This is a genomic window from Curtobacterium sp. MCSS17_005, assembly GCF_003234225.2.
Classification (GTDB): Bacteria; Actinomycetota; Actinomycetes; order Actinomycetales; family Microbacteriaceae; genus Curtobacterium; species Curtobacterium flaccumfaciens.
Map to the genome: position 1 here is coordinate 2449981 of NZ_CP126258.1, position 20684 is coordinate 2470664.

General features: G+C 73.5%; 13 protein-coding genes and 1 tRNA gene. 5 read left to right on the forward strand and 9 right to left on the reverse strand.

Annotated elements, in window-relative coordinates:
* The first annotated feature begins 232 nt into the window (after positions 1–232).
* Positions 233–1561, forward strand: coding sequence for a glycosyltransferase (locus DEJ20_RS11755; protein WP_111236517.1), 1329 nt, complete (start codon positions 233–235; stop codon positions 1559–1561).
* Between the two features lie 149 nt (positions 1562–1710).
* Here the strand turns inward: DEJ20_RS11755 and DEJ20_RS11760 are convergent, their stop codons facing one another.
* The gene (locus DEJ20_RS11760) at positions 1711–3024 is read right to left on the reverse strand and encodes a glycosyltransferase family 2 protein (protein WP_146245497.1); all 1314 of its coding nucleotides are present in this window, start codon (positions 3022–3024) and stop codon (positions 1711–1713) included.
* 157 nt (positions 3025–3181) lie between these two features.
* On the opposite strand from DEJ20_RS11760, the gene DEJ20_RS11765 reads away from it, so the two are divergent.
* The 4 genes from DEJ20_RS11765 (at position 3182) to DEJ20_RS11780 (ending at position 7153) form a co-directional block, all read left to right on the forward strand.
* Entirely contained in the window at positions 3182–3355 is a 174-nt protein-coding gene (locus DEJ20_RS11765) for a hypothetical protein (protein WP_155896838.1), read from the forward strand.
* A gap of 113 nt (positions 3356–3468) precedes the next feature.
* Positions 3469–4407: a beta-1,6-N-acetylglucosaminyltransferase gene (locus tag DEJ20_RS11770; RefSeq protein ID WP_111236519.1), complete on the forward strand. Its 939-nt coding sequence runs from the start codon at positions 3469–3471 to the stop codon at positions 4405–4407.
* Entirely contained in the window at positions 4404–5945 is a 1542-nt protein-coding gene (locus DEJ20_RS11775) for a lipopolysaccharide biosynthesis protein (RefSeq protein WP_111236520.1), read from the forward strand. Before DEJ20_RS11770 ends, DEJ20_RS11775 begins: the two co-directional genes overlap by 4 nt.
* Complete coding sequence (locus DEJ20_RS11780; protein ID WP_181431642.1) at positions 5942–7153, forward strand: glycosyltransferase family 4 protein; 1212 nt, start codon at positions 5942–5944, stop codon at positions 7151–7153. The genes DEJ20_RS11775 and DEJ20_RS11780 overlap by 4 nt, the downstream gene beginning before the upstream one ends.
* A 105-nt stretch (positions 7154–7258) precedes the next feature.
* Here DEJ20_RS11780 and DEJ20_RS11785 read toward each other — a convergent pair whose 3' ends face one another.
* From DEJ20_RS11785 to DEJ20_RS11820, 8 genes are all read right to left on the reverse strand, one after another.
* Positions 7259–8227, reverse strand: a complete 969-nt coding sequence (locus DEJ20_RS11785) for a glycoside hydrolase family 16 protein (protein WP_111236522.1) — start codon at positions 8225–8227, stop codon at positions 7259–7261.
* Positions 8212–10521 (reverse strand): PIG-L family deacetylase, encoded by a 2310-nt coding sequence (locus tag DEJ20_RS11790; protein ID WP_181431643.1) that lies wholly within the window; start codon positions 10519–10521, stop codon positions 8212–8214. The genes DEJ20_RS11785 and DEJ20_RS11790 overlap by 16 nt, the downstream gene beginning before the upstream one ends.
* A gap of 58 nt (positions 10522–10579) precedes the next feature.
* A complete protein-coding gene (locus DEJ20_RS11795) occupies positions 10580–14161 on the reverse strand; it encodes a glycosyltransferase (RefSeq protein WP_111236524.1) in 3582 nt (1193 codons plus the stop codon).
* Positions 14158–15123, reverse strand: a complete 966-nt coding sequence (locus DEJ20_RS11800; RefSeq protein ID WP_111236525.1) for a glycosyltransferase family 2 protein — start codon at positions 15121–15123, stop codon at positions 14158–14160. Before DEJ20_RS11800 ends, DEJ20_RS11795 begins: the two co-directional genes overlap by 4 nt.
* The gene (locus DEJ20_RS11805; protein ID WP_111236526.1) at positions 15120–16064 is read right to left on the reverse strand and encodes a glycosyltransferase family 2 protein; all 945 of its coding nucleotides are present in this window, start codon (positions 16062–16064) and stop codon (positions 15120–15122) included. Before DEJ20_RS11805 ends, DEJ20_RS11800 begins: the two co-directional genes overlap by 4 nt.
* A 368-nt stretch (positions 16065–16432) precedes the next feature.
* Entirely contained in the window at positions 16433–19198 is a 2766-nt protein-coding gene (locus DEJ20_RS11810; RefSeq protein WP_181431644.1) for a non-ribosomal peptide synthetase, read from the reverse strand.
* A gap of 363 nt (positions 19199–19561) precedes the next feature.
* Positions 19562–19633: transfer RNA gene (locus DEJ20_RS11815), tRNA-Gln, on the reverse strand.
* A gap of 45 nt (positions 19634–19678) precedes the next feature.
* Positions 19679–20683 (reverse strand): NAD(P)/FAD-dependent oxidoreductase, encoded by a 1005-nt coding sequence (locus tag DEJ20_RS11820; protein WP_111236528.1) that lies wholly within the window; start codon positions 20681–20683, stop codon positions 19679–19681.
* Position 20684 lies beyond the last annotated feature (1 nt).

The following is a 20684-nucleotide window of genomic DNA, read 5'->3' on the forward strand; positions in this document are numbered from 1 at the left end:
AGCAGGCGCCGCTGCCTGCTGGTGGAGGAAGCTACGCCCGGTCCAGCGGGAGCGCAACCGGTTGCATCGGTTCCGTGACCTGAGCGTGACCCATGAGGTTCCCGTGGCTTCCTGGGTGAGCGCTCACCCCCGTCGGGGGCACACGCACCGCACTGCGGAACCCCGCACGAACCCCGCCACTGCTGGTCCGGTCCGTTGTCCGGACACCGCGGGCGGTCGTAGCGTCCCGACCATGACCCTGCACTCCTCCGTCACCGTGCCCGGCCCCCGTCGGGTCGTCAGCGTCGACCTCGACGCTCCGCTGCCGCGCCTGGTCGCCGACGAGTCGGGTTCCTCCGCGCTCGTCGTCGGCTACCGCGACGGCTTCCCCGTCACCACCCTCGACGTGCTGCTCACCGCGGACCCGGCCGACGCCGCCCGCGCGATCGCGCCCCTGGTGGACGGCCTCGCACGGACCCCCGGTGCGACGGAGACCCCGATCCCCGACCTCGAGCTCCCGCTCATCTCGATCGTCGTGTCGACCATCGTCACCCGGGTCGAGGACATCCGGAAGCTGCTCGACTTCCTCGAGCACCTCGACTACCCGCGGTACGAGGTCATCCTCGTCGACAACCGCGTGAAGCTGCCCGAGGTCGACGCCCTGCCCGGGCTGCTCGAGGGCCGCGACGTCCGGCTGGTCACCGAACGCCGTCCGGGCTGCTCCGCCGGTCGCAACGCCGGGGTCGCCGCGGCGCACGGCGAGATCATCGCGTTCACCGACGACGACGTCCGGGTGGACGCACAGTGGCTCCGGTCCATCGGCACGCGCTTCGTCCGCGAGCCCGAGGTCGCCGCGGTCACCGGGATGATCCTGCCCGTCGAACTCGAGACCCCCGCGCAGATCTGGTACGAGGCGTACTACGGCGGCTTCAGCGGCGAGCGCACCTTCCAGCCGGTGACGATCGTGCCGGACGACGTCCCCGGGGTCATGCGGCACGCGCAGGCCCGGGCCGTCCGACCCGACGGCTCGGTGCAGAAGCACTTCGCCGTGTACGGCATCGGCGGCTACGGCGCCGGCGCGAACTGGGCGGTCCGACGGTCGGCGTTCGACGCCGTCGGCGGGTTCGACCCCGTGCTCGGTGCCGGTGTGCCCGCCCGCGGTGGCGAGGACCTGGCGATCTTCATCGACATCCTGTGGAGCGGTGGCCGGATCGGCTTCGAACCCCGCGCGGTCGTGCACCACCGGCACCGGCAGGACCTCGCCGGGCTGCACGGGCAGCTCCACTCGAACGGCGTCGGGTTCACGGCGCTGATGTGCGAGCTCATCGCGAAGGACCGCCGGCACGCGCTCGTGCTCGCACGGCTGATGCCCCGCGCCGGCAAGATCAAGCTGAAGCAGCTCGTGTCACGGCTGGCCGGCCGGCGTGACGCAGCGGCCGAGAGCATCACCGAGGCCTCCACGACCCGGATCCCGCGCTCGCTGGCGTACCACGAGTTCCGCGGCTTCCCGGCGGGTCCGGCGGCGTACTTCCGCAGCCGTCGGTTCTGGCGCGAGGTCGAAGAGGGCCGCTTCCGCCCGTAGGCGGCGTGCAGGAGACGTCCGCACCGGACGGATGGGAGGCCCGTGGCAGCGTCGCCACGGGCCTCCCGTCCGTTCCGGTGCGTGCGTGCAGCGCAGGCGGTGCCTGCCGTGCGCGCCGCGCACGCGGAGCGCGGTCGCCCGCGCCGCGGTCACCCGCGCCGCGACCGCCCGACGACGTACCGCCACGGTCCGCCCAGCGCCGCCACGAGCTCGACGCGCTTGAGGCCGGCCGTCGCCTCGCGGAACGCGTCGTCGACCGGCCACCCACCCACGGCGTCCACCGCGGCGGACACCTGGTCAGCGTCGGCACCGGTGCCCTGGCCGAGCGCGCCGAGCTGCCGCAGCGCCCCGACCGCCCGACGGAGCACGGCCAGTGCGGTGCGCGGTCGCAGCATGAGCTTCGCCACCCACGCGCCGAGACCGGTGCCGTAGCCGAGCGCCTGCGAGCGCAGCGCCGCACGGTCCGGCCGGTGCTTGTGCCAGACGACGGCCGAGGGCTCCACGGCGAGCGCGCCGCCGGAGAACAGCACCCGGGTGAACAGGTCGGGGTCCTCGCCGGCGCGGGCCAGGGTGCCCGGACCGAGCGCGACGTCGAACCCGCCCAGGGCGAGCGCGGCCGAACGGCGGAGCGACATGTTGGCACCGGTGCCGAACGCGCCCACGGAGAACGGGAACAGCGGCAGGTCGGCCGGCGGCGCCGACGTCCGGAACACCCGGCGGTCGGTGTTGCGCGCCCAGGTGACGCGCTCGTCGAAGTACCGCTGCGTGGGGGTCCGGAGTTCCCCGCTGGGCACGAGGCCGGTCACACAGACGACGTCCGCGTCGCGGGCGTACGCGTCGGCGAGCGCTGCGAGCCAGTGCCGGTCGACGACCACGTCGTCGTCGACGAAGGCGACCACGGCCCCGGACGCGAGGGCGAGTCCGGCGTTCCGTGCGCGCGAGACGCCGGGTCGGGCCTCCAGGACGTACCGCAGCCGCGGGTCCGCGAGCGACGTGACCACGTCGCGGGTGGCAGTGGTGGTGGGCGCGTTGTCGACGACCAGCACCTCGAAGTCGTCGTGCTCGGACGCGAGCACCGAGCGCACGCAGCGGCGCAGGTCCTCCGGCCGGTCGCGGGTCCCGATGACGACCGAGACGCGTCCGACCGGCGTCCCCGCGGCGGCGGCCGGGAGGCCCGTGGTGCGCAGCGCGCGCAGGGCCGGTCCCAGCTCGGCCGGGTCCACGCCGCCGTCCGTGTCGACGCTGACGTCGACGAACCCGGCGATCTCGCGTCCGTCACGGACGAGCAGGCGGGCGCGGTGGAAGCCGGTGGCGCCGGCGAGTTCGACGGCGGACGCGGCGAGCGCCTCCTGTCGGTCGACGGCGCCGACCCAGGCCGCGCCGGCCCAGGCGGGCACGTCCGGGGACGGCATCGCGGGCGTGAGCGTGAGCACGCGGGTGGTGGTGGCCTGCTGGTCGGTCATGGTCCGATGCTCCGGTGAGGCTGCTGCAGGGTCAACGGCGGCCGCCCGCGGTTGCGGCGACGGTCGTCCGACTTGCGGTTTGCCGCCAGCACACGCCCCCGGACGGTAGGATCGTGAGGACGACTCGGCGGCAGCACGCCGGGCACGAGGAGGACGCATGTCGATGGGCCCCACCGACGAGCTCGGCGCCGTGCTCCCCTCGGAACAGAGCGTCTTCGTGGTCGACTCCGTGACCTGCGTCTGCGGCCACGTGCAGGACGCCCACGAGCACTACCGTCCGGGCACGGACTGCGCCCTCTGCGACTGCCAGAAGTTCCGCAAGAAGCGCTGATCAGGTCCTCCGAGCACTGATCGATCGGGGGCGGTGCGGGAAACCGCCGCTTCCCCGCAGACGGGCACGGGTCGCCTTGTCGGCCCCGGAACGGCGCGGTTAGCGTCGCGTCCATGGCCATCTCCCCCGCGGTCCCCGCGTGCATCGTCCTCGCCCACGAGGACCCGGCACACGTGCGCCGACTCGTCGAGGCGCTCGACCCGTTCCCGGTGTTCCTGCACTGCGACGCGCGCACCCCCGAGACGGTGTTCCGCGCCATGACCGACGGACTGCCGGACCGTGTCCGACTGCTCCCCCGCATCCGGACCGGCTGGGCACGCTGGGAGAACGTCGCCGCCGAGGTGTCCGGCTACCGGGCCGCCCTGGCCGAGACCGACGCCTCGCACGTGGCCGTGCTGACCGGCAGCGACTACCCGCTCGCGAACCCCGCCGAGATCACGGCCCTGCTCGAGGCGCACCGCGAGGAGTCGTTCATCTCGGTCAACCCGCTGCCGTTCGCACCGTGGGGCCGTGACGGCGGCATCTCCCGCATCCGGTTCCGGCACTGGGCGTGGCGGAAGCACATGCTCCGGCTGCCGGTCCCCCGTCGCGTGCCGGCGAACGTCTCCTTCGCCGGGGGCTCACAGCTCAAGGTCCTCGCTCGCCGGCACGCCGCCGCGGTCGTGGACACCGTCGACCAGCGCCCCGACCTGGTCCGGTTCTGGCAGCGCACCTGGGTCGCCGACGAGACCTTCGTACCGTCGGTGCTCAACTCGCCATCGCTGACGCCGGGGTTCGCCGACGAGCACGTCTCCCAGCCGCTCTGGTGGATCGGGTGGGACGGCACCGCGCGGAAGAGCCCGCCGTGGTTGACCGTCGCCGACGCGGGACAGCTACTCGAGCGTCGGACGGACGCGGACGTCGAGGTGCAGCACCTGTTCGCACGGAAGTTCTCGACCGACCGGAGCGGTGACCTGCTCGACGTCGTGGACGCAGCCTTCGGGCTGCGCCAGGGTGCTGGCGCGGCGACGGCCTCGGCACGGCAGGACCCGGCAACGGTGGTCGCGCCGTGAGCTTCCCCCCGCAGACCCGCCGCGAGGCCCGCGCAGCGCGCGAGGCCGGGTCACCCGCGCCCATCGCCCGGGAGCCCATCGCCCCGGAAGCCATCGCACCCGTGCCCGAGTCGCTCGACACCGGGTCGGTCGCGGTGCGGAAGGGCGCCTCCGTCCTGTTCGGCCGCGGCCTGCTGTACGTCGTCGTCTGGTCGATGCAGCTCGTCGTCTCGTCGCTCATCTCCCCGGTGCTCGCACACCTCATGCCGCCGGCCGAGTTCGGCGTCCTCGCCTCGGCCATCGCGCTGTACCAGGCGCTCGTCGTCCTGGCCGTCCTCGGCATCGACCAGGCGTCGGTGCTGCAGCGGGCCGAGGACGGCGACGACCGCCGGGCGCGCGGCCTGCTCGCCGTCGGCATGGTCACCGCGATCGTCGTCACCGTCGCGGCACTCACCACGATCCCGGTCTGGGCCGACGCCGCCGGCTTCGTCGGCAACCACCCGCTGCTCCTCGTCGCGGTGCTCTGGACCGGCCCCGCCGCCATCGTGCAGATCTCCCTCGCGCTGCTCGTCGCCCAGGACCGCATCCGGGTCTTCGCGGTCACGAGCCTGCTGTCCTCGATCGGCGGCTCGGTCATCGGCCTCGGGCTCCTCACCTGGGTGCAGGCCGACGCGACCACCTACGCGTGGGGCGGCGTCGTCGCGCAGGGCGCGGCGATGGTCATCGGCATCGCGGCGACCCGCCCGCGTCTCGCCGGCCTGTTCGACCGCAAGACCACCGCCCGGGCGTTCCGCCTCGGCGTGCCGATCGCCCTCGGCAACCTGTCGTACTTCGTGCTGAACGCCGGCGACCGGATCGTCGTCCAGCGGCTGCTCGGCCCGGACGAGGTGGCCCGCTACCAGATCGCCTACGTCGTCGGCTCGGCCGTCATCCTGCTCCTGACCTTCACCAACCAGGCGTGGGCGCCGCACTTCGCCGCCCTCCGCGACCCGGTCGCCCGCCGGCAGCTCGCGATGCACTCCCGCGACGAGCTGTACAAGATGCTCGGACCGGTCCTGCTCGCCGTGACCCTGGTGTCACCGGTCGCGCTGCCGATCCTCGCCCCGGCGTCGTACCGCGTGCAGGAGCTCTCGGTCGTCGTCTTCGTCGTCGCGATCACCGCGTTCCCCGTCGTCGCCAGCGGTGCGACCGGACGCCTGCTCCTGGTCGAACGCCGCGGTGTCGCCGTCGGGGTGATCGCCGCGATCGCCGGCGCCGTGAACATCGGCGCGAACCTCGTGCTCGTGCCCGTGCTCGGCATCGCCGGCGCGGGCCTCGCCACCGTCGTCGCCTACGCGATCCTGGCCGCCATGCAGCTGCTGGCCCTGCCCGACCGCCGTGAGTGGCGCGGACCGGGGGCCCGGATCGTCCTGACGACCCTCGCCGCGCTCGTCGTGGCCGCCGCGTCCCTGCTCCTGCCGCAGGACGTGCTCTGGAACTGGGTCCGCATCGCCGGGGTGGTCGCCTGCCTCCCCTGGTTCCTCCGCCGACTGAAGACCGCAAGGGGTGGTGTCTCGTGAGACCGCGACAGGCTGCACACGACGGCTCCCGCCGACTCCGCGTCGGCGTCCTGGTGACCGGACTCGCCATCACCGGCGGACTCGAACGCTGTGTGCTCGAGGACACCCGCGAGCTCGTCGCCGCCGGCCACGAGGTCGAGGTCTGGCACCGGAACGCCCAGTCCCCGCGCGCGGCCGAGGGCCCGCCGCCCTACGAGGCGATGGGCGTGCAGCTGGTGGAGGCCACCGACTACCGGTTCGGCATCACCACCGCGCTCCGCGACGCCTGGCGCTTCGCCCGCGAGGGCCTGCGGATCCGCCGATCGCACCTCGACGTCCTCTGGTTGAACCGGCCCGAGTACCTGCCGTTCGGCCGGGTCGCGTCGCTCGTCTCCGGAGTCCCGCTCGCGGTGCACCTGCACCACGCGCCGAACTACCGGCGGCTCGGTCCGATCGCCGGCGGCCGCACCCGCTACTTCGCCGTCTCGCACGCGATGGCACGTGCCTGGGCTGCGTCCGGCGTGCCGACGGACCGCATCACGATCGTGCCGAACGGTGTCGACACCGACGCGTTCCCGGCCGCCACCCCGGCATCGGTGCACGACGCCCGCGCGGCACTCGGCATCGCCGAGGGCACCCCGACGGTGCTCTACTACGGTCGGCTCACCCGGTCGAAGGGCGTGCTCGCCCTCCTGGAGGCATGGGGTCGCGTCCGCACGGCCGCTGCGGCACGCGTGCCGGTCACCACTCCCCCCGTGGCCGGTCACGCGGCGCCCGCGCCGCTCCTCGTGCTGGCCGGTGCGCTCTACCCGGAAGAGGCCGACGCCGTGCACGCCGCGATCGACGCGCTTCCCGCCGGTTCCGTGCTCGTGCTCCCCGAGCGGGACGACGTCGTCCCGCTCCTGCACGCCGCCGACGTCGTGGTGGCGCCGTCCATCGAGCCCGAGGGCTTCGGGCGGGTCGTGGTCGAGGCGATGTCCGCCGGCCGTCCCGTCGTCGCCGCCGCATCGGGTGGCACCGGGGAGATCCTGTCGGGCGACTGGGCGCGGTACACCGTCGACCCGGCCGACCCCGACGCACTGGCGGAGAAGCTGCTCGACACCCTCGACGAAGCCGAGCTCGACCCGTCCCTCGCCGCACGGTGCCGCGCGTGGGTCCGTGACCGCTACGGGCGCGAGCCGCACGTGCGCGCGCTGCTGCTGGCGCTGCTCGCACACGCCCGGCGCTGACCGGGCCGGGCTCGACGGTGCCGGTGCGCGCCGGGCAGCGGCGGGCTCGACGGCACCGGTCTGCGGCGGGCTCGACGGCATCGGTCCCCGCCGCGCTCGGCGCCCTCAGCCGGCGGTGGGTTCCGTGGACGGCAGCGTGGCCTGGGGGCTCTCGTCGTCCGCGGGCACGTCGATCGTCATCCAGTCGACCAGCAACGACCCGGCGGCGTCCCGGGGCGGCAGGCCCTCGAGGGATCCCGTCTGCACGACCAGGTGCATGCGTTCCACGGGGATGTCCTGTGTGGTGCTCCCGACGACCTCGTCGTCGACCAGGAACGACATCCGCGAGGGCGTCCACTCGATCGTGTACGTGTGCCAGTCGGCCAGCGACGCGTCGGTCTCGTGGTGGATGCACTTCTCGGCCGGGTCGACCAGGCAGTGCACGTTCAGCCAGGCGGGCGCACCGAGCGCACCCTCGGGGAAGTCGATCTCGCCGTGCGCCCAGACGTTCTCGTCGCTCCAGAGCAGCACCGCCACCCCGTACCCGTCGACCTCGTCGCTCTTCATGCGGATGCTGTACCGGCCGGAGGTCTGTCCGCCCCATCGTCCGTCGACGAGCGGCACGACCCCGCCGGCGAGCGGGGTGCCCGCCTTCGTCGTGCGCAGGCGCATGTCGAGCATCCCGTCGTGGGCGCTCAGCGTGGACGCCTGGTACCGACCGGTCCCCGCGGTGTCCGCGAAGCCGTGGTAGACGGTGAACCGGTCGTCGTAGGCCGCCTCGAACCCGCCCGACGGGGCGGACTCGTCGAAGTCCTCGGAGAACACCCGCTTCCAGCCGTCCCCGTCGCCGGTCGGCATCGCGACCCCGCTGGGCCCTGGGCCGATGGACGTCGTGCCGGTGGTCGCCGCGGCGACGGCACCGACCGCGACCACCAGGGCTGCGGCAACGATCGCGACCCGTCGTCCTCGTGTCCGGAGCGGGGTGCGGTGGCGGGAGGCGCCGAGGCCGTGCGCGGGTGCGGCACCGTGCGCGGCGGCCGACTGCTCGGCGACGGGACGGGGGCCGTCCTCGTCCGGGGTCATCCAGCTGCCCATGCGCGGACCTCCGAGAGACCGACGTTGATCGTGCTGTTCGACACCCCGGTGGTGGTGAACCGCACCCAGGTGACGTTCCGGGCGGTGAAGTCGACCGTCCGGGCACTGCCGTCGTTCGGGAGCTCACCCACGGCGACCTGGCTGCCGTCCGAGAACGTCAGCGTGCCGCTCGTGATCTGGTCGTCGCTGTTCGGACGGTCGTGCAGGACGATGCGCTGGAGGGCGACCGGGGCGGCCCAGTCGAGCTGGATCCAGATGCCGGTCCGTCCCCAGGGCACGGCCCACTCGGCGGTGTGGTCGACCGGGTGGCCGGACACCACGCCGTCGACGGCCTTCGCGACGGTCTGGCCGTCGGCCGGGTTGTCGGCGATCGCCGTCGGGGTCGCCGAGCCGGTGACGTCCCGCAGGCCCGGAGCGGGCGTGGGCGTCGGGGTCGGGGTCGGCGTCGGGGTGGGCGTCGGCGTGGGCGTCGGCGTCGGCGTCGGCGTCGGCGTCGTACCGCCGCTGCTGCTCGCCGGGGCCAGCGCGCGGATCTCGGCGAGGCCCACGTTCTGCGTCCCACCACTCACCGACGTCACCGTGAACCGCACCCACGTGACACTGCGCGCCGCGAACGTGATCCGCTGCACCGCACCACCGTTGTTCAACGCCGGCACCATCACGCTCGAGCCGTCCGAGAACGTCAACGTCCCGCCCAGCACCTGGTCCACCGCGTTCGGCCGATCAGCGAGGTCGACCGCGTCCAACGCCGTCGCCCCCGCCCAACCGAGCTGGATCCACGTCCCCGCACGACCAGACGGCGCGACCCACTCCGCCGTCGGCGCATCCGGGTACCCGCTCACCACACCGTCGACCGCCTTCACGGCCGTCTGACCATCAGCCGGGTTCTCCGCACTCGCCGTCACCGAAGCCGAACCCGTCACGTCCGTGCGCGTCGGGGTCGGAGTCGGAGTCGTGTCGGCCGGGGCCAGCGCGCGGATCTCGGCGAGGCCCACGTTCTGCGTCCCACCACTCACCGACGTCACCGTGAACCGCACCCACGTGACACTGCGCGCCGCGAACGTGATCCGCTGCACCGCACCACCGTTGTTCAACGCCGGCACCATCACGCTCGAGCCGTCCGAGAACGTCAACGTCCCGCCCAGCACCTGGTCCACCGCGTTCGGCCGATCAGCGAGGTCGACCGCGTCCAACGCCGTCGCCCCCGCCCAACCGAGCTGGATCCACGTCCCCGCACGACCAGACGGCGCGACCCACTCCGCCGTCGGCGCATCCGGGTACCCGCTCACCACACCGTCGACCGCCTTCACGGCCGTCTGACCATCAGCCGGGTTCTCCGCACTCGCCGTCACCGAAGCCGAACCCGTCACGTCCGTGTGGGTGGGGGTCGGGTCCGTGGGGTCAGTGGGGTCGGTGGGGTCCGTCGGCACCGGCGAGCCGGCGGTGTACTGCCGGCTGAGCCACGAGGTCTCCGGTCGCGCCGAGCAGGCCTGGTACGACGCGCAGGTCTCACTGTCGTGGGCGGCGTAGGTGAAGAACGCGTCGGCCTTCGCCTGGGTCTGGGCCGTCGTCAGGTTCGCCGGACGGTCGGCGATCGGGTACCCCATGTACCCGGTGAAGTCGTGCGCGCCGGTGTACTGCCGCTGCACCTGGTCGGTCAGGTACGCGACCGTGTGGTGGTCGCTGTGGTCCCCGTCGCCGTACTCGCCCTCGTGGTCGAGGGTGTGGATGTCCGTCGGTGCGAAGTCCTGCACGATCCCCTGCAGCGTCGCCCGGAGCTGCGCGAGCGTGTACGTGGCGCTGTGCGGGGCGTCCGCGACGGTGTGCAGCGTGTCCATGTCGCCCGTGTACAGGCGCTGGAGGCTCTCGTAGCCGTTCGCCCAGAAGCCGTTGCCCTCGACGTTGCCGTCCGGCAGGTCCATGAAGACCAGGCTGATCCGCGGGTCGGCGGTCAGGGTCTCCGTGAGCAGCGTCCGTCCGGCGGCCGTCGTGGAGCCGGTCGTCGACGCCGGGTCGACGCCGGCCATGCTCGCGTAGGCGGCCATCAGCCCCACCTGGCGTTCCTGCCAGTACCAGTCGGGCTTGCCGGCGTCACCGGCGGTGACGATCACGGACCGCACGCAGCGCCCCGCGTCGATGTCCTTCCGCAGGTCCGTGCCCTGGAAGAGCAGGTCGTCGTCGGGGTGGGCGACGACGTTGAGCACCCGCCCGGCGCTGCAGTCCGCCGCCGCAGCAGCGGCCGGCTGGACGGCGAGGTTCGGTGCGACCAGCACGGCGAGCACCGTGGCGAGCACGCCCGCGACGGACGCGACGGTGGCCCGTCGCGTCCGTCGCGGTCTGTCGGAGGTCGGTTCAGTCGGTCGCATGGCGCAGGCCCTCCGTCGTCAGTTCGTACATCGCGGTCGTCCCCGACGACCAGACCCGCTTCCAGTAGGGCGAGGACGCCATGGCGGCGGCGAGCTCCTGGTAGTCGGCGTCGCTCTGGTAGCCGTACCGCTCGTCGTAGGCGCCGAAGGGCTCCGCGACCAGGGCGTAGTAGCCGGTGGCCGACCAGTTCACGACCAGCTCCCGCGTCACGTTCGACAGGTCGGCCTCGGCGTCGTAGCCGCCGGTCGGGTCCGGGTACGGGCCGAGTGCTTCGCGGGACAGGTAGCCCACGTCGAAGTACCGTGCGCCGGTGTTGCTCGGGACGGCGTTGGCCGAACCGGTGAGCAGCATCACGGAGCCCGCGGGTGCCGTGCGGTCGTAGTACTGCGTCGCCGCGGACTGGCTCCGGGTCATCACGCGGTTCCAGTCGAGCGAGGTCTGCCCGAACGCACCGATCGCGACGAGCGCCGCCACCGCTGCTCCGGCGACCGCGAACCGCACGGCGGACGGACGCATCCCCCGCTGCAGGACCGCCCCGACCGGGGCGAACCGACCGGCGGGCATGGGGAGCGCCGCCGCCAGGATCGCGATCCACGGCGTCGCGAAGAGCACGACGCGGAAGACGCCCTCCTGGCCGTAGTTCGTGGCGACGAGCAGCGAGATCGGGCTCGCGGCGGTGGCGAGGAGCGCCCAGTGCGTCCGGTCGCGCCGCATCAGCACGGTCACCAGGGCGATGAGTCCGAGCACCACGAGCGCGGCTGCCGGGATGTCGAACGCCAGGCGCGTGACGAGCGGCTTCGGGAGGACGGTCATGTCGTGCGCGGGCGGCTGCACGTTGTCCAGCACGCGTCCGACCGCTGCGAGCGACAGGAACCGTCCGAGGATGTCGCCGTTCAGCGCGGCGAAGACCACCGCCGGCACGAGCACGACGACGGGCAGCCACCAGGGGCGGAGCATCCGGAACACGATGAGCGTGACGAGTGCGGCGACCGTCAGGTACGGCGAGATCTGGTGCGTCACGGCGAGCACGATGCCGATGAGGGTGATCGCGATGATCCGCGAGAGCCCCACCCGCCGTGCCCGCGGCTTGGCGGCGACGGAGCCGTCGGCGGTGGTGACGGCGGCGTCGCGCAGCGGTCCGGTGGCGAGCACGAGGATCACGATCGACATCAGGATGCCGGTCGACTGCGGCGAGAAGTACGTGGTGTTGAGCGAACCGGTCATCGCGGTCAGCAGCGCTGCGATCCACGGCCGACGGGCGCCGGGCAACCAGTGCGCCGCGAGCACCCCGACCGCGATGGTCGTGCTGAAGGCGAGCAGGACCGGCACCCACGCGGCGATGAGGATCGTGTTGACGATGCCCCCGACGTCGGCGACCCAGGCGGCGCCGGCGAACAGGCCGGACCAGGTCTGGAAGATGTCGGCCGACGGGTTGGTCCCACCGAACTGGCGGATGTACTCGACGACACCGATGTGCCGCGCGGCGGCGGTCACGGTGGGCACGCCGTACGTGATCGCCTGGGCGAGCTGCACGACGCCGCCGAGCACGACGACGGGCACGGCGAGCGCGCGGCCGCGGACCAGGGCGATGACCGCCGCGGCGACGACGAGCACGAGACCGACGACCAGGCCGGGGCCGAGCGAGCCGAACAGGCCTGCGGGCACCGGGTCGCCCATGTGGGTGAGCGCGGCGACGACCACGACGACGAGCCCGCCGAGCGAGAGCGCCGTCACGGTGGCGGTCGTGCCCCACCGTGGCCGGGCGGTCTCGCGGTGCACGAGGCCGGCGCGACGGAGCTCCGCCAGGTCACGCGGTACCGAGACGGCGAGCGCCGCCGCGGTGAGCACGACGACACCGACGAAGGGGACCGTCGGCGCCCAGATGTGGAAGGTCGCCATGGTGTAGCCGATGCCGATCGTGCCGACGAGCGACCCGGTGACGGCGAGGACGGCGAACCGTGCGAGGGACATCGGACGGACGAGCAGCATCGGGGCGACCCCGAGCAGCGCGAACAGGAAGACCGCGACGGCGCTCGCCCGCAGCGTGGGCAGCTCGACGACGTTGCCGACGGCGGCCAGCACGAGCGTCAGCACGACGATCGCGGCGGCACCGAGTCGCGCCGCCGGCCCCATCGCGCCACCCGGGATCGGTCGTGCCGGACCCGCGGTGTCGAGGCCGCGCTGCAGCTCGTGGCGACCGTGCGCCGTCCGGTCGATCGTCCCCGCGCCGCCCATGCGTTCCCGGAGCGCCAGGACCGGAGCGGTGAGCACGGAGCGCCGCTCGACCCGACGCAACCGGCGCTTCGTCGCCGCGAACTCCGCGTCGACGGCGTCCAGGCCGTCCACGCCGTCCACGGTGTCCGCGTCGCGCGCGGCGCCCGTCCCGTGGCCGTTCGCCGGAGCAGCGTCGGCAGCGTCGTCGCCCTGCTCGAGGCCGAGGCGTGCGAAGGCGCTGATGGCCTCCGGCACCGCGTCCACCGAGGCGGTCAGCGTGTCGCGGTCGAGTGCGTTCTTGGTCATCCAGGCTCCGAGTCCGTGGCCGTGCGCGGCAGCGGCGGCGCGGAGCGACGCGACGTCGTCCGCCGATCGCTGCCACGCGATCGCGGCCGGTTCGACGGCGATCGCGGATCCGGCGAACAGCAGTCGTGTGAAGAGGTCGAGGTCGTCGCCGCCGCCGACGCGGGTGCCGGGCCCGAAGGCGGTGTCGAACCCGCCGATCCGGAGCGCGGTCGCGCGGTGCACGGCGAGGTTCGCGCCGGTGCCGTAGGCCGAGGCGGCGAAGGGGTGCAGCGGGAGGTCGTCGACCGGGTCGTCGAGCCGGAACACCCGACGACGGACCGTCCGCCCGCCGGGGGTGCGGTCGTCGTGCCAGCGCTGCGCCGGCGTCCGGAGCTCGGCACTCGGCACGAGCCCGGTGACGCAGGCCACGTCGGGGTCGGCCGCGAAGGCGCGGGCGATCGCGGCGATCCAGTCGCCGTCCACGACGGCGCCCTCGTCCACGAACGCGACGACGTCGCCGGTCGCGACGAGCAGGCCGGCGTTCCGCGCGGCGGCGAGGCCGCCGTCGGGCGCGGGGATGGTGGTGACGCGGCGTCCGCCGATGTCGACGGTCGCCACACCGCCGTCGTCGGCGCCGTGCGAGACGACGACGACGTCGAAGTCGGGGTGCCCGTTCGCGAGCACCGACCGCATGGTCGTGCCGGCGGCGCCGTCCGTGCAGAGCACCACGGTGACGGACGGCAGCACCAGACCTGCTGCCGGCCGACGCTCGGGTGCCGGCATGGGCCGGATCGCGCGCTGCAGTGCGCGGACGTCGATGGTGCCGCCGATGCGGCGGCGTTCGGTGATCTCGGCCTCGACGAAGCCGAGCGGCTCGCCGTGGTCGCGGACGAGCAGGCGTGCACGCCCGTACCCGGCCGATCCCTGCAGGGCGATGACGTCCCGGTGGCTCGACGCGTGCACGTCGGCACGGTCGACCTCGCCGACCCAGAGCGCGCCGTCCCAGGTGGGGACGAGCGGCCCGGTCACGACCGGCGAGAGGACCATCGCCAGGGTCGCGCGGGTCACGGTGTGCCCACCGGCTGCGGGAGCGGGGCGGGTGCGGGCGGGGTCCGCACGACGACGGTGCCGAGGACCCGGCCGACGGCGTAGCCCGCGACCGTCGAGACGACGGAGAGCGCGATGGCGTACGCCCGCAGACCTCCGCCACGACCGACGTGGCGCAGTTCGCGCAGCACGGCGCCCGGGATCACCCGGGTCAGGTAGGTCGACTCGCTGGCGAGCGAGTCACCGGTGCCGACCCGACGGCTCAGCACGGCCTTCGAGATGCCCTCGTAGTAGCTGCGGCGGCGCAGGTAGCGCATCGTCACGCGGTCCGGGGAGACCCGGTGCGAGACGTTCGAGCGCGGTTCGTGCCGGATCCGCGCACCGGGACGGGCCTGGGCGATGCGGATGCAGAGTTCGGTCTCCTCGCAGCCGAGCGGCTGGTTGCCGACGCGGCCGATGCCGGAGCGGAAACCGCCGGCGAGCAGGATCGCGTCGCGACGGAACGCCATGCTCGACCCGATGACGTTGCGGACGTCGCCAGGCGTCTCGGGCAGCCCGCGGTACGAGCACCCGACGATCCAGAGCAGTTCGTCGGCGTACGGGCCGGGGCCGGTCGCGGTCGGCCAGGACGGCGTGGCACGACCGCCGACACCGACGACGTCGGGGTCCTCGAGCGCGGAGAGCATGTGCCCGAGCCAGTCGGGGTCCGCGGTGGCGTCGTCGTCCAGGAACGCGACGACGTCAGCGTCGGTCAGGGCGACACCGGTGTTCCGGGCTCCGGAGAGTCCGCGGTCCTCGGTGTTCGGGACGACCCGGAGTTCCGGCCAGCGTGCGGCGGCGCGGGCCAGGAGCTCGGGCTCGTGGTCGATGACGACCACGACCTCGGGGGCCTCGGGCTGGCGCTTCGCCGACTCGACGCTGTCCTGCAGGTCACCCCAGCGCTGCTGGGTGTAGGCGCAGATGACGACCGCGACGGTCGTCACGCGACGTCCTCCTCGAGGGCGACGACGGACGCGACGACGGCTGCTCCGGCGACGGCGGACGCAGCGACGGGGGTCGCGACGGACGCAGCGACCGGCGCAGCAGCAACCGGCGCAGCAGCGACGGGCGCAGCAGTCGGCGTGGCCAGCTGCTCGGCCGGCGGCACGACGCTCATCGCCGCGCGACGGACCTCGGCACGGCCGATGGCGGCACGACGACGCTCGTGCATGATCGACTTCAGCACGCGGATGCCGTCGGTCACGGCGTTGAGGTTGCTGGAACCGTGCACCCGGAGCTTCTCGTGGCTCGGCACCTCGGTGATCGCGAGCTCGGCGGCCGACCAGCGGCAGGTCAGGACGGTCTCGATCTCGAACCCGTCGCCCCACAGCATCGAACCGTCGGCCGGCTTCGGCAGCTCGGACGACAGCAGACCGATCTCCGGCAGGACGTCCGCCCAGAAGGCGTTGTAGCCGTAGCAGAGGTCGCTGTAGCGGGTGCCGAGGATGATGTTGCAGAGCATGTTCAGGCCGCGGTTGCCCATGTTCCGGACGATCGTGATGTCGTCGCTGCCACCGCCGAGCGAGTACCGGGTGCCCTTCGCGACGTCGGCGCCGTCGACGAGTGCCTGGACGAACCGCGGGATCTCGTCGGGGTCCGCGGAGCAGTCGGCGTCGAACATGACGACGATGTCGCCGGTGACCGCCTCGAAGCCACAGGCCAGGGCGTTGCCCTTGCCCTTGCGGGTCTGGTGCACGACGCGGATGTCGGGCATCACGCGCTGGGCGGCGGCGATGGTGTCGTCGACGGAGTTGCCGTCGACCAGGATCACCTCGTACACGGGCGGGAGCTTCGGGAGGATGATCTCGAGGTTGCGGGCCTCGTTCCGCGCCGGGATGACGACGGAGACCCTCGGGTCTGCAGGGCGAACGGTACGTGCGGGCATGGCGCGGTCCTGTCGGGTCAGGGTTGCTGTCGGGTGGTGGCTCGTCGAGACGAGCGGCGCGTCCTCGGATGACGCATCGACGACGGTGACCGTCGTCGGTCGAGCAGCGGGACGCGGGTACGACGCCGCCTGCTTGCCGCGGGTGAGTGGGTACTCTCCCCCGCGGTTCCAACCATCGCCGTGGCCAGCGGGAGGGTCAATGCGCGGTGCGGTCCCTTGCGGACACCCGGGTGCGGATACGGAAACCCGCAACGGTCGTGCAGGTTCGCGGTCCGGCGCGGCGGCCGACGGGTGGTGGACGCCGGACGAGCGGACGGGAGGCGCGGTGCCAGCCGGCACCGCGCCTCCCGTCCGGTCGTGGGCCGGTCTCAGACCTGCGGCACGTCCGCCGTCTCGAAGGCGGCCCGCAGCGCGACCGCCAGCTCGGCGACGTGCGGTTCCCGCAGCAGCGACGTGTGCTCGCTCGCGATCCGCACCATCTCGGTGGGCCCGCGCAGCAGGGCGGACCACCCGGCGGCGTCGGGGTTGGCGTCGGCGAGGACGTAGGTGGCGCGCCCGTGGAACGGCGTCGGGTGGTGGCGTCTGGTGACGATCTCGGCCTGGTCGAAGAACGCGTCGAAGTCCTTCTGCCCACCGTGCCGCAGCACGCCGGCGGTGTACGCACGGAGCCGCTTGGCGAACAGCGCCCCGTACGGCACACCCGCGGGCAGGATCCGCCTGACGGCGCGGTCGAGCCCCCGCTGCACGGCCCGGACGGCGGTGTTCGGCTGGTCGCGCGGCTCCATCCGGCCGAAGTGCAGGCGGGCCTGTTCGGACTTCGTGCGGGGCAGGTAGGTGTCGAGCAGGACGACGTGCTCCACCTGCTCACCGCTCTCGGTCAGGAGCCGGGCGATCTCGAGCGCGACGAGTCCGCCGAGCGAGTGCCCGACGAGCAGGTACGGGCCGCGGGGCTGCACGATGCGCATCAGGGCGAGGTAGCGGCGGGCGCTCCGCTCGATGTCCCAGTCCGGCATCCCACGGCGCTCGAGGGCGTGCTGCTGGAACGCGTACAGGTCGTGCGCGGGCAGGTGCCGCGAGAGCGGCAGGAACGTCAGCGCCAGGGCACCGCCACCGGCGAAGCAGAACACCGGCGGACGGCCGCCCTCGCGCGCCTCGGACACCTTCACGACGTCGGGGTGGCTCGGCAGCGCGCTCGTCCCGCTCCGCACCCGTCGGGCGAAGGCGCGGAGGGTCGGGTGCTCGAGCACGTCCGAGGAGCGCAGGTCGACCCCGAGCCGGTCCTGCACGACGGCGAGCATCTCCTCGGCGGACAGCGAGTCGCCGCCGAGCGCGGAGAAGTCCTCGTCCAGGTGCACGCCCCGAAGCCCGAGCACCTCGGCCCAGATCTGCCCGACGACGAGCTCCCACTGGTCGTACTCGCCCTCGACCATCTCGGTCTCGACGCTCGGCGCCCCGGGGAGTTCGGCCCGGTCGACCTTGCCGCGCTCGTTCCGCGGCAGTTCGGTCATCGGCACGATCGACGCCGGCACCATGTACTCGGGCAGCCGCTCACGGAGCGCCCGTCGGAGCGCTCCCGGTGCCGGGGTGCGGTGCCCCGGGCGACCGACCACGTAGGCGACGAGCCGGGTGACGGAACCGGGGTCGACCTGCGCCGTCACGACCGCGTCGTGCACCTCGGGGACCGCGCGGAGCGCCGCCTCGACCTCGCTCGGCTCGACCAGGTACCCGCGGACCTTCACGGCGTCGTCGGATCGGCCGAGCAGCACGAGCCGGCCGTCGGGGTCGACGCGCGCCAGGTCGCCCTGCCGCCAGCTCGGGGTCCCGACGGGGATGCCGGCGACGGCCTCGGCCTCACCGGTGCGTCCGGCCCGTTCGGCGGTCTTCTCCGGCGCGCCCCAGTAGCCCGCGGTCAGGGCGTCGGAGACCACGACGAGCTCGCCGGTCTCCCCCGGGTCGGCAGGGCTGCCGTCCTCGCGGAGCACGAGGACCGTCTTGCCGGGCAACGGCCACCCGGCGGGCACGACGCCCTCGGGCACGGGCTCCCCCGGGGACACCGGGCAGTACGCGACGCAGGCGGTCTCGCTCGAGCCGAAGGCGTTCAGGAGCAGCGTGTCCGGGTCCAGGTGGGGTCGGGCCGCGGCGAGGTCGGCCCCGGTCACGGACTCGCCCGTGGTCATCAGGAAGCGCAGCCCGCCGAGCACCGGTGCGGTCCCGGCTGCGGTCCCGTGCGACCCGGGGGCGTTCTGCGACCCGATGATCGAGCGCAGCAGGTGCGGGGTGCAGACGAGCACGTTCACGTCGTCGTCCCGGAACCGTCCGAGCAGCCGCTCGACACCGAGCTCACGCGGCTCGAGCAGCACGATGGTGCCGCCGCAGAGCAACGTGTCGAACGAGAACAGGAGCCCGGCCGCGAACGACAGCGGCAGGACGACACCGAGCCGGTCGTCCGGGCCGAGGCCGAGCGCGACCGCGTCCTGCTCGGCGTTGGCGATCTGCTGCCGGTGCGTCAGGACGACGCCCTTCGGCATGCCGGTCGAGCCGGAGGTGAAGACGATGGCGAAGGGGTCCCGCCCACCGGGGCGCACGCCGACGGTGTCCGCCGACGGGGCCGCGCCGGGTTCACCCGCGTCCAGCAGCTCGCCGAGTGCGTGCACCCGGCCGTCCCGTTCCGCGACGACGTCGGCGGCCAGCACCGCACGATCGGCGTCGGCCAGGATCTCGTCGACGCCGGCAAGGCGGGCCACGTGCGCCAGGCGTGCGGCGGGCAGGTGGTCGTCGAGCACCACCACGGTCCGTCCGGTACGCACCAGCGCCAGGATGCCGATCACGGCCTCCGTCGACTGTCCCGCCATCAGCCCGACCGGCTTCGACGCCCCGCCCGGGGTGCTGCCGACACCGGCGCCGCTGTGGTCGTCGGGTCGGAGCGTCACGGCCAGGGCTGCGGCCAGCGCGCGCGAGGCCCGGTCCGCTTCGGCGAACGTGTACGGACGGCCGTCCCCCGCGAGCGCGGCGGCGTCGCCCCGGAGTGCCACCACACGGTCCCAGCGGTCCAGTACGGAGTGGTCGGCCGCCGCGGGCACGGCTGCGGGGTGGTTCCACGGATCGACGGTCGTCAGCGGGTCGACGGAGGTCACGATGACACCTCGGGTGCTCAGCAGCGGACCGCCACGACTCCCGCGACGGTCCTCCGACCGTAGGTCCGCACTCCCCCCGCCCGCGAGCAGGCGACGGCCCGGTGCGGGGAACCGCAACCCGGCCGGGAGGCGCAGCCTGCGCCCGCCACGGACGGTACGCCTCCGGAACGACCGGACCACCGCTGTGGGCGCGTCCCGCACGGCGGGTCGCCCGGCTCGGGGGATCGTGCGGTTCCGCGCAACCTCCGGATCAGCCGTGGTGCGACCGTGGATGAGCCGTGCATCGCCGATGAGGACGCCCGGAACGAGCACGCCCGGAACGAGAACAGCCCCCGGGAGATCCCGGGGGCTGTTCGTCGAGTGCTGGGGTACCTGGACTCGAACCAAGAACGACGGTACCAGAAACCGCTGTGTTGCCAATTACACCATACCCCAAAAGGCCTGTCGGCCTTCTGGCCCGGTCACCCGGGGCACGATCAACTACTGTACAGCATCCCGGAGGTCCGCAAGACCACCCACCAGGTCTCGGTGCACGGCGGCGGCGGTCGCGGCTCCGTGTCCGGCGGCGACGATGAGCTGCTCCGGCCCGGGAGGCGTCACGTCTCCCACGGCGTAGAGCCCGGGGACGGACGTCCGGCCCACCCGGTCGACCACGAGGAGTCCCTGCGTGTCGCGCTGGAGCCCCTCGAGCGACTCGGGCGTGTCGCCGTTCGTCGTCGTGTTCCCGCTCGTGCGCAGCCAGTCGAGGTCGGCGTGCCACACCGGTCGGACGAACCCGCCGGTCCGTGGCTCGACGTGGCCGTCGGCGAGCCGGACGCCGGTCATGCCGGTGCGATCGCCCTCGAGGTCCTCGACGACCCGCTCGTCCACGACGACCCCCGCGGCCGCCAGTCGAGCGCGGCCGGCGTCGTCGAGCGGCGCCACCCCGTTCGTGTAGACGATCAGGTCGTCGGTCCACGCGGCGATGAGCAGCGCCCGGTCGACCACGTCGTCGGTCTCGCAGATGAACGCGAGCGGCTGCCCGGCCTTGTCGTACGCATCGCACTCGACGCAGCTGTGCACCGCCGTGCCGTAGAACGCACGGAGCATCGGCAGCGACGGGAACTCCTCACGCAGTCCCGTCGCCACGACGACCGTCCGGGCGCGGGCCTCGAGCTCGGTGCCGCGCCACGAGCCGTGCACCCGCCAGGTGTCCGTGTCGGCGTCCGGGGCCACCAGGTCGACGACCGACTGCACGACCGTCGCTTCCGGGTACCCCTCGACCTCGGTCCGCCCGAGCTTCCGGAGCTCGAGCGGCGAGATCCCGTCCCGCGTCAGGAACCCGTGCGACCGGAGCGTCGCGGCGTTCCGGGGTCGGTTCGCGTCGACGAGCAGCACGGTGCGCTTCGCCCGGACCAGGTTGAGCGCAGCGCTCAGCCCGGCCGGACCGGCGCCGATGACCGCGACGTCGTGCACGACCGGGACACCGTGCTCCGTGCTGCTCACG